This is a genomic window from Parapontixanthobacter aurantiacus (assembly GCF_009827635.1).
GTDB classification, from domain to species: domain Bacteria; phylum Pseudomonadota; class Alphaproteobacteria; order Sphingomonadales; family Sphingomonadaceae; genus Parapontixanthobacter; species Parapontixanthobacter aurantiacus.
Map to the genome: position 1 here is coordinate 26,877 of NZ_WTYW01000005.1, position 12,117 is coordinate 38,993.

At 63.6% G+C, this 12,117-nt stretch carries 8 protein-coding genes; 5 read left to right on the top strand and 3 right to left on the bottom strand.

Translation table 11 applies throughout. From position 1 onward, the window contains the following. Positions 1-46 precede the first annotated feature (46 nt). The 4 genes from GRI38_RS13000 (at position 47) to GRI38_RS13015 (ending at position 6,036) form a co-directional block, all read left to right on the top strand. Complete coding sequence (locus GRI38_RS13000; protein WP_160684960.1) at positions 47-1,039, top strand: Mrp/NBP35 family ATP-binding protein; 993 nt, start codon at positions 47-49, stop codon at positions 1,037-1,039. 13 nt (positions 1,040-1,052) lie between these two features. Next, entirely contained in the window at positions 1,053-3,542 is a 2,490-nt protein-coding gene (locus GRI38_RS13005; RefSeq protein WP_160684963.1) for a molybdopterin cofactor-binding domain-containing protein, read from the top strand. Next, a complete protein-coding gene (hemH, locus tag GRI38_RS13010; RefSeq protein ID WP_160684966.1) occupies positions 3,539-4,576 on the top strand; it encodes a ferrochelatase in 1,038 nt (345 codons plus the stop codon). The genes GRI38_RS13005 and hemH overlap by 4 nt, the downstream gene beginning before the upstream one ends. Positions 4,577-4,647: 71 nt before the next feature. Next, a complete protein-coding gene (locus GRI38_RS13015) occupies positions 4,648-6,036 on the top strand; it encodes a cytochrome P450 (protein ID WP_160684969.1) in 1,389 nt (462 codons plus the stop codon). Between the two features lie 4 nt (positions 6,037-6,040). Here GRI38_RS13015 and GRI38_RS13020 read toward each other — a convergent pair whose 3' ends face one another. Beyond that, positions 6,041-6,208: a DUF1674 domain-containing protein gene (locus GRI38_RS13020; RefSeq protein ID WP_160684972.1), complete on the bottom strand. Its 168-nt coding sequence runs from the start codon at positions 6,206-6,208 to the stop codon at positions 6,041-6,043. 61 nt (positions 6,209-6,269) lie between these two features. Here GRI38_RS13020 and GRI38_RS13025 point away from each other — a divergent pair, with 61 nt between their 5' ends. After that, positions 6,270-7,544: an RsmB/NOP family class I SAM-dependent RNA methyltransferase gene (locus GRI38_RS13025; RefSeq protein ID WP_160684975.1), complete on the top strand. Its 1,275-nt coding sequence runs from the start codon at positions 6,270-6,272 to the stop codon at positions 7,542-7,544. Between the two features lie 19 nt (positions 7,545-7,563). On the opposite strand, the gene GRI38_RS13030 is transcribed toward GRI38_RS13025, so the two are convergent. Next, positions 7,564-8,877 (bottom strand): spinster family MFS transporter, encoded by a 1,314-nt coding sequence (locus GRI38_RS13030; RefSeq protein ID WP_160684978.1) that lies wholly within the window; start codon positions 8,875-8,877, stop codon positions 7,564-7,566. Between the two features lie 188 nt (positions 8,878-9,065). Then, positions 9,066-12,083, bottom strand: coding sequence for a TonB-dependent receptor plug domain-containing protein (locus tag GRI38_RS13035; protein ID WP_160684981.1), 3,018 nt, complete (start codon positions 12,081-12,083; stop codon positions 9,066-9,068). Between the last annotated feature and the right edge of the window lie 34 nt (positions 12,084-12,117).

Sequence of the window (12,117 nt, forward strand, 5' to 3'; positions counted from 1 at the left end):
AAACAGGGTTGGCATTCGCTTTTTAATGGTGAAACGGTCCGCGCGCATGAACGATGTCTCGATTTTGGAACAGGCCCGGCAGAAACTGCCTGCCGAACTGGCCGAACGGCTCCAGTCCCTGACCGCCGGAAAGGAGCGCTGGGTAGCCGTGCTCGACGTTGCCGCGCTGGGCGGAGCGGAGCGCGACGCGGCCATGGGCGACGTTCGCGCTGCGATCCTGTCGCTCGCCGGTGCGCCGGGCGACGTGCAGATCATTGCGACGAGCGAGCGCACGGCCCCGGCGTCGATGCACAAACCGGTGATGATCGCGGTCGGTTCGGGCAAGGGCGGGGTCGGCAAGTCGACCCTGACTGCGAATCTCGCGGTGGCACTGGCGAAAAGTGGCGTCTCGGTAGGGGTCGTCGATGCCGATATCTACGGTCCTTCGCAACCGATGTTGTTCGGCACGACCGGAGAGAAACCTGAAGCTCGGGACGAAAAGCTTGTGCCGATCGCGAGCGAGCACGGTGTCTCGCTCCTCTCGATGGGTCATCTGGTCGCGCAGGGCAAGGCGCTCGCCTGGCGCGGGCCGATGGCGGGCAAGGCGCTCGCACAACTTATCGATGCGCATTGGGATGCCGACGTCGTGCTCGTCGATCTGCCGCCCGGCACAGGCGATGTGCAAATCTCGATGCTCCAGCATTTCCGGCCCGACGGTGCGATCATAGTATCCACGCCGCAGGATCTTGCATTGATCGATGCGGTGCGGGCGGGGCAGCTGTTCGACCAGGGCGACATTCCGATTATCGGTCTCGTCGAGAACATGGCCAGCTATGTCTGCCCGAATTGCGGCGAAGTCAGCGACCCGTTCGGCAGCGGCGGGATCGAGGCAGCCGCTGAGCGGCTCGACCTGCCCTTCCTCGGACGCATTCCGCTCTCCATCGCCATTCGCAAGGACAGTGACGCCGGCTCGCCCCCCGCGCTCGGCGATACGCCCGACGGCAGGGCTTTCGCCGCGATCGCGCAAAAACTTGCTGCGTGGCTCGACAAGCGCGGATAAGACCGCCGGACCCATGAACAAGATTGGCGAACATGGTCCGAAACTGAGCCGTCGCGGGCTGCTCGTCGGGGCGGCGTTGGGCGGTGGCCTGATCGTTGCCTGGATGGCCTTGCCGCGCGACTACGAGGTTCCGCTGGCGCCGGGGCCGGGCGAATACGGCTTCGGCGCCTGGCTCAAGATCGCCGCGAACGGCGTGGTTACGGTCGCCGTCCCGCAGCTCGAGATGGGGCAGGGCATCACGACGATATTGCCGCAGATCGCCGCCGTCGAACTGGGGGCGGACTGGCGACAGGTCGCGGTTCAGCCGACGCCGCCGAGCGGGGCCTATCCCAACGTGCCCTTGGCCGCACAATGGGCACCGCTATGGATGCCGTTCGCGGCGTCGCTGGCGAGCGATCCCTCATCATGGCCCGACAGCCTTATCGCGGGGCGCTGGGCGCGTTCCGAAGCCTTCGCAGCGACCGCATCGGGGACCAGCCTCGACGCCTACGAAATGCCCGCGCGCGAAGCGGCTGCTGCGGCGCGGGCGATGCTCGCCATGGCGGCGGCGGAGCGCTGGGACGTCACCTGGGAGGAACTCGAAGCCGAGAACGGTTTCATCATCCATGGCGATCGACGCCTTTCGTTCGGCGAACTGGCGGAGGAAGCGGCAACCTTCTCCCCGCCCGATCCGCCTCCGCTCCGCTCCATGCCGGCACAGGAGCGGCCCGTGGCGCTCGGCCCGGTCGAGCCGTCTGCCTTTCCCCGCCTCGATGCGCCCGCCAAGGTCGATGGCACGTTCCAGTTCGCCGCCGACGTGCGCCTGCCGGGAATGGTCCATGCGAGCATCCGTCACGGTTTGCTCGGTCGTCCGATCCTCGAAAGTTTCGAAGAGGAGAATACCGCGTCGGTGCGCGGGCTGGTCGGCGTCGTCCGCTCGAAGCGCTGGCTGGCGGCGGTCGCCACGAACTGGTGGGCAGCGGAAAGCGCACTCGCGGTCATGAACCCGCGCTTCAGCGGACCCGACCCGGTCGATAGCGAGCGCAACCGCGAGATGCTGGCGACCGCGATGGAAACCGAAGAGCCGCTCGAAGTCATCCGGCTGGGCGAAGGCGAGTTTCTCAGACCGAGCGAATATACGGCGCGCTTCGAGATCGAACCCGCCGTTCACGCCACGCTGGAAACGACGAGCGTCACGGCGCGCTATCGGCAGGGACGGCTCGAACTTTGGATGGCGGCACAGGCCCCCGAAGCGGCCCGGCGCGCGGCGGCGAAAGCGATCGATCTGCCGCTGACCGATGTCGTGCTCTATCCGATGCCCGCCGGCGGCAGCTTCGATGCGAGGCTCACGCATATCCAGGCGATCGAGGCGGCCCAACTGGCCCAGGCAGTCGGCAAGCCGGTCCAGCTGACCTGGCCGCGGCGGCAGGACGTGCTGGGCATACCGATGCGTCCGCCCGCGCTCATCGACATCGCGGTGGGCATGACCGGCACGGATGGGGGCCGCATCGCGTCCTGGTACGAGCGGGTCGCGATGCCTTCGGTGCATCACGAGTTCGGCGCACGGCTCTTCGAGAACAAAACGCCCGAAGCGGCGATCGCGGAGGCAGGCGGCGAGGCGGACGCCATCATGTGTCGTGCAGCCATTCCGCCTTACGCCATACCGGAAATCGCCATCGATCACGTGCCCGTAACGCTGCCGCTCTCCTGCGGGCCGATGCGCGGCGGGACCGGCGCGATCACGAACTTCGCCACCGAATGCGTCATCGACGAACTGGCCGGGCGCGAGGGGCGCGAACCGCTGTCCTTCCGTGTCGCCATGCTTGGCGGCGATCCGCGCATGGCCCGGCTGCTGCGCGAGGTGGCGGGGTTGGCACAGTGGGATGGCGGCAGGCGCGCTGGCGAGCCGCGCAGCCACGGTCAGGGGCTTGCCTGTTTCAGGATGGAGCTGGCGAGCGAACAGGGGCTTAGCGAAGGGCGGATCGCCTGCATTGCGGAGGCGCGTCCCGGTCCGGGCGGTATCGAGGTGGCGCAACTTTTCGCAGCGGTCGATATCGGGCGGATCGTGAATATCGACATTGCCCGCCAGCAGATCGAGGGCGGGTTGCTGTTCGGCATGGGGCTGGCCGTCGGCTGCGCACCGGAAATCCGCAATTCGGTGCCGCAACAAACGACGCTGAGTGAACTCGACGTCCCGCGGCTTGCAAACAGTCCTACTATCGACGTCATCTTCGTTGCCAGCGATGCGCCTGCCTTCGACCCCGGCGAACTTGGCGTCGGCGTCGTCGCCCCGGCAATCGCGAATGCGATGTATGCCGCCACCGGCACGCGGTTGCGGAGCCTGCCGCTGACCCGCAATTTGGCGGAATTTGCGCCGGAGCCCGAGCCTCAGCCCGAACCCGCCGATGCGACCAACGGGGAAGAACCGGCCGAGATACCGCCCGACGAAGATACGATGTCGGTCGAGGAACTCGATGCACTAAACGAAGGCGGTTTCGCCGCCGACAGCACGGAGCCGATATGACCTGGCAGAAACAGCGTCTTCCCGAAGATCATCCGTCGGTGCGATCGGGCGGGATCGGCGTACTGCTCGTCAATCTCGGCACGCCCGACGAGCCGGACGCGAAGTCCGTGCGGCGCTATCTCGCCGAGTTCCTGTCCGACGGGCGGGTGATCGAAATTCCGCCGATCGCCTGGCAGCCGATCCTGCGCGGCATCATCCTCAACACCCGGCCGAAGAAGTCTGCGCGCGCCTACGCAAAGGTGTGGGGCGAACGCGGATCGCCGCTGGCAACCATCACCGCCGATCAGGCGGAGGCGCTCCGCGAACGGCTCGGCACGGGTCTCACGGTCGATTACGCGATGCGCTACGGCAATCCGTCGATCGAGAGCCGGCTCGTCGCGATGAAGGAGGCAGGGTGCGAGCGCATCCTCGTCGCGCCGCTCTATCCGCAATATTGCGCGGCGACCACGGCGACGGTCGTCGACAAGGTGGGACAGGTGCTCGCGAAGATGCGCTGGCAGCCATCCATCCGGACCATGCCGCCCTATCACGACGATCCGGCTTACATCGCGGCGCTGACGCAGGACATCGGTGCGCAACTGCAAGGCCTGTCCTTCGCCCCCGAGGTGCTGCTTTTGTCCTTTCACGGAATGCCGAAGCGCACGCTGGAACTCGGCGATCCGTATCACTGCCACTGTCGCAAGACCGCGCGCCTGCTCGAAGACAGCCTGCGAGGGAAAGGCGTCATCGCGCCTGACTGGCGCGTGCAAACCAGCTTTCAGTCGCGTTTCGGACCGGCGAAATGGCTTGAACCGGCAACCGATGCGACGCTCGAGGCCGAAGCGGAACGTGGGACGAAGCGCATCGCCATCGCCGCGCCCGGTTTCGCCGCCGATTGTGTCGAAACGCTGGAGGAACTGGCGATCGAGGGCAAGCGACAGTTTACAGATGCGGGCGGCGACAATTTTGCTGTCCTGTCCTGCCTCAATGCGGGCGCTCCCGGCATGGAGATGCTCGAAACGATCGTGCGGCGCGAACTCTTCGGCTGGATTTAACGCAACGGTTACGTTAGGCAGATACGTAGCGAAACGAAACCGATGTTACCTCCAGCCCGGAGACAAGAGCGATGGCCACCCAGCTTGCAGATCCGCAAACCCCAGCGCATGATTTGAGCGGACCCCCGACTTCCGGTTCGCAGCTGGAGCATATTCCCGGCGCAGACGGCCTGCCGCTGGTGGGAACGACCTTCGCGGTGCTGAGCGACCCTCCCGAATTCGCGCGCCGGATGCAGGCTCGCTACGGCAGGGTCTACAAGGTCAACAGCTTCGGCTACTACACGGTCAGCATGATCGGACCGGAGGCGAATGAGCTCGTCCTGTTCGACAAGAACAAGCTGTTCTCAAGCGAAGCGGGCTGGGGTCCGGTGCTCGACCAGTTGTTTCCGCATGGCCTGATGCTGATGGATTTCGAGCGCCACCGGGCCGACCGGCGCGCTTTGTCCATTGCTTTTAAGCCTGCGCCGATGCGGCATTACGCGGAGGCGCTCGATCGCGGGATGGCTCAGGGCGTGACCGCCTGGGGCGCGGGGCCGATGGAGTTCTATCCCGCCATCAAGTCCCTGACGCTGGAACTCGCCGCAGACAGTTTCGTCGGCCTGCCGTTCGGGCCAGAGGCCGATGCGATCAACACCGCCTTTGTCGACATGGTGCAGGCCTCCGTCGCCCCGATCAGAAAGCCATTGCCCTTCACCGCGATGGGTCGGGGCGTGAAAGGCCGCAAGTTCCTGAAGGAGTGGTTCGGGCGCGAGACGCTGCGTCGCCGCGAGGGCGAGGAAGGGCCCGACCTTTTCAGCCAGTTCGCTCGTGCGCGGCGCGAGGACGGCGAACTGATGACGGTCGACGAAGTGACCGATCACATGAACTTCCTCATGATGGCGGCGCACGACACCATTACCAGCAGCGCGACGACGCTCGTCTGGAAGCTCGCCGAACATCCCGAGTGGCAGGAAAAGCTGCGCGAGGAAGCGTTGGGGCTGATGGACGATGATGGCAGCTTGCCCGAAGCGGCGCTCGGCAAGATGGAACTGACGGAAATGGCGTTCAAGGAAGCGCTTCGCTTCATGCCGCCCGTCCCGTCGATCCCACGCCGCGCGCTGCGCGACTTCGAATATGGCGGCTATACGATCCCGGCGGGCACGCAGGTTTCGGTCAGTCCCGGAGCGACGCACTGGATGGAGGAAATCTGGCCGGAACCCGAAAAGTTCGATCCGATGCGCTTCACGCCGGAAGCAGTGAAGGGACGCCACAAATACGCCTGGGTGCCGTTCGGTGGCGGCGCGCATATGTGCCTCGGCCTGCATTTTGCCTACATGCAGGTGAAGATCCTGACCGCGCATCTGCTGACCCGTTACCGGATCGAAATTGCAGAAGGCTACGAACCCGACTGGCAGGCCTGGCCGATCCCGAAGCCGAAAGATGGACTGAGGGTGACGCTTACGCCGCTACAGGGCGAGTGAGCGCCTAGCTGAAATCGATGGCGATGCCGTCCTTCACCCAATCACCATAGCGCGTCGGCGACAGGCCTTGCGGGTCGTCGGTCTTTTCCATCGGCTTGGGCTCGGGCGGCGGATCGTTGGTCCAGTGCGCCGGTTTTCGGAAGTTTTCGGGGCGTTTCGTCGAACGTTTCATGACACCCTATCAAATGGTCGGACTGGCGCTTGGTTTCAATCGCGGATAGGGCGCGCCGATAATGGCCGAAATTTCCGGATACCCTGCGCGCAAGGCAGCGCTCCGCCTGCTGGACGCCGTGCTGCGTCGCGGCGAAACCCTCGATCAGGCTTTCGGCAGCGCGACCGGCCAACTGACGGAATTCGCCGACAAGGCATTGGCCCGCGCGCTGGCGAGCGAGGTGCTGCGCTGGCTCGTTGATCTCGACGCCCTGATCGACAGCGCCACGAAGCGAAACCTGCCGGACGACGCCAAGGCGCGCAGCGTGTTGCGTATCATGCTGGCGAGCTGGCTGCGGCTCGAAACGCCCCCCCATGCGGTCATTGCGACCGCGCTCCCCTTGCTCGACGGCGGACCGCGACGGCTGGCGCATGGCGTGTTCTCGACCTTGGCAAAACGTAAGGCCGCATTGCCCGAGAAGCCGACCTTGCCGGAGCGTGCCCAACGGCGCTGGGGTACGCGTTCGGACGAGATCGCGGCTGGCCTTGCCGTTCCGCCGCCGCTCGATCTGACGCTGAAGGACGAGACCGCGACCGAGGCGTGGGCCGATCGGCTGAACGCACAAGTCATGGCGCCAGGATCGCTTCGTCTGCATCGCGGGCAGGCCGTCGAGCGGATTGCTGGTTATGAAGACGGGCATTGGTGGGCGCAGGATTTCGCCGCCGCGATACCTGCGCGGTTGATAGGGGCGGGGGCGGGTCGTGCTGCGCTCGATCTATGCGCGGCACCCGGAAGCAAGACGCTGCAACTGGCGGCGGCGGGGTGGCGCGTCACGGCGCTCGACATCTCGAAGCGCCGGCTGGAGCGCGTTGCGGAAAATTGCGAACGAACAGGGTTGGCCGCGGACATCGTGCGGGCGGACGTGCTGAAGTGGCGGCCGCGGCTCGTCGATGGGTCGGAAGCGGTTTTCGATGCCATCCTTCTCGATGCGCCCTGCACCGCGACGGGAACGCTGCGCCGTCATCCCGACGTGATCCACCGGATCGGAGAGCGGCAGATCGTAGAACTCGCCGAATTGCAGGCGGCTATGCTCGAACGGGCCGCGGCGTGGCTGAAGCCGGGCGGCGTTCTCGTTTACGCGGTATGCTCGCTCGAAGCCGAAGAGGGCGAAGCGCAGGCTGCGCTGTTCGACGAGAAGGGGTTGTTGAAGCCCGACAAGGTGCGACCCGAAGAGTTGCCTGCGATCCTAGCGTCCGACGCCTTGCAAGATGGCCGGGTGCGCACCCACCCAGGCATGATGGCGGAGAAAGGCGGACTCGACGGTTTCTTCGTCGCACGCTGGCGAAAGGCTCTCTGAGCCGGTTTCGCCCTGGCAATTAAGCGGTGCGCGGCGTCTCGGCTTTCTTCATCGCTTCGAGGCAGCGCCCTGCGCGCCAGTAGCAGAAGATCGCGAGCGGGGTCGCCAGCGCGATGACCAGCAGTGCCTGTCGCAGCGACTCCTCGCCATATTGATCGGCGAAGATGTCGGACAGGACGCCCACCATGGTCGGGCCTAAACCGAGACCGATCAGGTTGATGACGAGAAGCGTAATGGCCGCCCACACTGCTCTCATGCGCAGGGGAGCCAGCGTCTGAATGAGCGCAAAGGTCGGCCCTAGATAGCAGGACTGGAACAGCACTGCGATGAAGTAGACGCCGACCGCAAGGGGGGCGCTCTCCGCGACGTAGAACCAGATGAGGAAGGGTAGGGCGATCGTCTTGAGACCGGCGACCATATAGGGCTGCGCCTTGAGGCCGTAGCGTTCCGACAGCCGGTTCGCCAGCCAGCCGCTGCCAAGCCCGCTCGCGACCCCGGCAATAGCCAATAAGGGAGCGACGATGTTGCCGACTTCGAGCGTGTTGAGGCCGAAGGAACGGATGAGATAGGCCGGCGTCCAGCCCGTGAGCGCGTAGCCAATCATCGACGTAAGCGTTACTCCGGCGACCAGCCAGACCGCCGCGCGATTGGCAAAGATCGAACGAAATCCTGCCGCGATGGACGGAGTTTCCGTCTCCGCGACCGCGCCCGGCTCCGCCTTGCGCATGGGTTCGGTCGCGAAGACCTTGACGACGATCGCGAGAATGACGCCCGGCAGGCCGATGGCGATGAAGGCCACGCGCCAGTCGAAGAAATAGGTAAGGTTCCCGCCGAAGATCTGCCCGGCCGCCGCGCCCAGCGTCACCCCCAGCGAATAGATCGACAGGGCGAGCGCCCGCTTTTCTGCCGGATAAAGGTCGGCGATGATCGAATGGCTCGGCGGCGAGGACCCGGCTTCGCCGACACCGACACCGATCCGCGCGAGCAGCAATTGGAAGAAATTTTGCGCCAGACCGCAGGCGGCGGTCATGCCGCTCCACAGGGCGAGCGCGATCGAGATGATGTTGACCCGGTTCATCCGGTCGGCGAGCGCCGCGACGGGAATGCCGAGGGTGGCGTAGAACAGCGCGAAGGCGAGTCCGGACAGAAGTCCGAGCTGCGTGTCGTTCAGGAGCAGGTCGGCCTTGATGTCCTCGAGCAGGATCGCAAGGATCTGCCGGTCCATGTAGCTGAAGAAATAGGTGACCGTCAGCAGGGTCAGGGTGACGCGCCGCGCTCTCGCGCTCACTTCGCCGTCTGCGGCATCGAACTTGTTTGCGACCGTGCTGGACATCGTAATTGAGTCACCTTTTGCTTGAGCGGAAAGTCGCCGAACCGCGTGACCCGTTTTCGTGCCGTCTTCGGCATCGGATGCGGGCTTCAGGAAAAGTGACGGTGCGCCAAGGCGGTTTGCCCCGACGCACCGTCCGTCATGTGGCGAATATCTTCAAGATATCGCGTTCTTTGTCATTCTACTTTAGCTCAGAAGCCGGCCTTGATGCCTAGACGATAGGTCCGACCGAGCGGCGTGCCGAGGAACGGGTTGTAGCCCAGTTCCAGCCGCGCAACGGGCGGATCTTCGTCGAAGATATTGTTCACCGAACCCTGCAACTGCACCTGCGCGAAATCGAACGGCAGATCGTAAAGCAGCGTTAGGTCGTGCTGCCAGGAATCCTCCCCGTCGCGTCCGTAGAACGATTCCGGCCGCGGTTCCGGCGCAGCGCGTGCCTGCGGCAAATCGGCGAAGAGCGGATCGTCGTACCGGTCATCATCGACGCCGCTACCGTAGCGTACGATGTAGCGAGCATTCAAACCGCCGAAATTGAAGTTTGCGAAGGCATTGGCTCGCAATTCGGAGATAGCCGGGGCTGTCCGATCGAAGTTGCTAAAGCCGACGCCGTTGAAAGCCTCTGCTACTTGAACTCCATTCACGAAGAAGGGATCGACCTTGTAATCGATTGTCCACGTGCCCGCGATACCGATCGTTGCAACCAGATTGGCGCTGAGATCGCTCGTGTAGTCGGCCTCGAAATCGACACCTCGCGTTTCGACCGGCGGCCCGTTTACGGTTTGCGTCGCGATTCGGACGATATTGGCCCCGCTGGTCGTGCCGGTGACACACGTGCCGCTTTCGAACGTGATCAGGGGACGAAGCGGGCTGTCGCAATCTGCTAAACGGGATGGTCCCGGAGCGATCGTGTCCGCGATCGCGTTGGCGCTTTGGTTGATGATCTGGTCCTCGAAATCGTAGCTCCAGTAATCGATCGAAGCATTGAACCCGCCAGTTTGGATGACTGCCCCAACGTTATAGGTAAAAGCGGTTTCCGGGCTGAGATCCGGATTGCCGCGAGTATCGACGGACAGGAAGTTGCTGCCGGCAGCTGTGATGGACTGGAGGGCCGTCACGCTGTTCGTCGTTACCTGTCCGGCCAGCGGACCGCGGAATGTCGTACCGACCGAGCCGCGCAGGACCAGCCAGTCGAGCGGTTCGAAGCGGAAAGATGCCTTCGGATCGAGCGTCGAACCGACGGGTTCGCCGTAATCTTCGTATCGCAATGCAAGCGTCACTTCGAGGCGATCGAAGACAGGGACCAGCACTTCGCCGAACACTGCGTAGATATCCTGCTCGACCTCGACATCGTTGAACGAGCCGAGGAACGCAAACGGACCAACGGGCGTGTTACAGGTATAGCCGCTGGAGTTGGTTTCGCCGAGCTCTTGGCCCGGGCTTGGGCAAGGGAATTGCGCTTCATCCGAGAACACGCTTATCGGACGGGATCGGAAGGTGGACTTGCGATACTGCGCTCCGACACCGAACGCGACGGGGCCTGCCCCCAAGTCGAAGCCCGGAAGGCTGCCGCTGACCAGAGCGTCGACGACGTATTGTGTTTCGTTGTCGATCACGCCGCTCTCTTCGAACAGGGCAGCAATTACGTCTTCGCGGTTCTCGTTACCTGGCACGTAGCCCGGATTTACCTGACCGGTTTGGGGATTGACCGGTATCGCGTTCGAGAAAGGATTGAAGAAGTAGCAGTTGCCCACGCCCGGCGAGCCTGTGGCAATGTCGCAATCCGGTCCGCCGAACCCGTTGATGGCGTTCTGCAGACGGAACGAGAGGTAATCGCGAGAGAAGTCTCTCGATCCGGAATCGATGTAGGTTCCTTGCAAGGAAGCAACGATCGTATCGCCCAGATCATGCTCGAAGCCTGCAGAAACGCGCCAGCTGTTGGCGACCGCCTCGCCCTGGCCGCCGAACGGTTCTCCGTAAATCGGGTTGCCGCCCAGCGAAAGCGGGCGATAGACGCCGACAAGTGCGCCGATCGCTGTATCGGTATTGCCGGTCTGCGCAATGTAATCATCGAAGCCCGGATTGTTGCGCGGAATAAGATATGGCGTGCCCAGCCCGATGCCGCGCGGCCCCTTGGACGTCAGGTAGGACGGGGAAAGAACGGTCAGGGTCTTGCTGCGAGCCCATAAAGCGTCGGCATTGAAGCGAAAATCATCGCTCAGATCGACGTTCATGGACGCGAACGCTTGATAGAAGTCCTGATCTTCCACGAGATTGTTGTAATCGGTATATTGGTAATAACAGGTCGCAAGGCCTGAACCGAGCGTGCCTTCTACCCCGCCGAGCGGTTCGCAGTTGGCATCGCGCTGTGGTCCGGCGATCGGCCTGACCGCTCCGCCGATGAAGCCAAGCGGGATATAAGTCCCGATGCTGGAGATGCCGGAATAACCCGCCGGGTTCACTTCGAAGGGCTGGTTAGCGAAATCACGATCGATGGCGTTGAGCGGCGAACGATGGCGATAGCCGAAGCCAGCAAGGATATTGGCATCTGCACCGAGATTGATGCCCCCCAAGATGGATGCGGTCCAGTCACCATCGCTATCATCGATGAACGTGTAGTCGGCCTGAACTTCGACACCTTCGAAATTGTCGCGCGTGATGAAGTTGGCGACACCTGCGACCGCGTCAGAGCCGTAGGTCACGGCAGCGCCGTCCTTGAGGAGTTCGACGCGCTCCAGCGCAAATAGGGGAAGAAGGTTCGTATCGCTGATACCTGCTCCGGCCGCCTGGATCGTGCGATGACCATTGAGAAGGACGAGCGTACGTTGCGGTCCGAGGTTGCGAAGGTTGATCGTGCCGACGCCGTTAAGGCCCTGTGCGCCCTGAGCAAACTGGTTGGAGTCGCCGAGTACGGATCCGACTGCCGGGATGTCCTTGATGAAATCGAGGGGCGATGTCTGACCTTCGGCCGTCAATTCCTCGGATGAGAACACCTCGACGGGAAGAGCCGTATCTTCCGGCGTACCGCGGATCAGCGTTCCGGTGACGACGATCTGGTTTTCAATAACCTCGTCGTCTTGCGCGGCGAGGACGCCGGGATCCGTCGCGCTTTGCTGCGCGAAGGCGGGAGCCGCCATCAGGCTCAATGCAAGCGCCGAGGTCGAAACTGAAAACTGAAAACGCGAAATATATCCGTCCTGTGGACCGGCCATAATCTCTCTCCCATCTATCGCGGTGTTTTTCCAT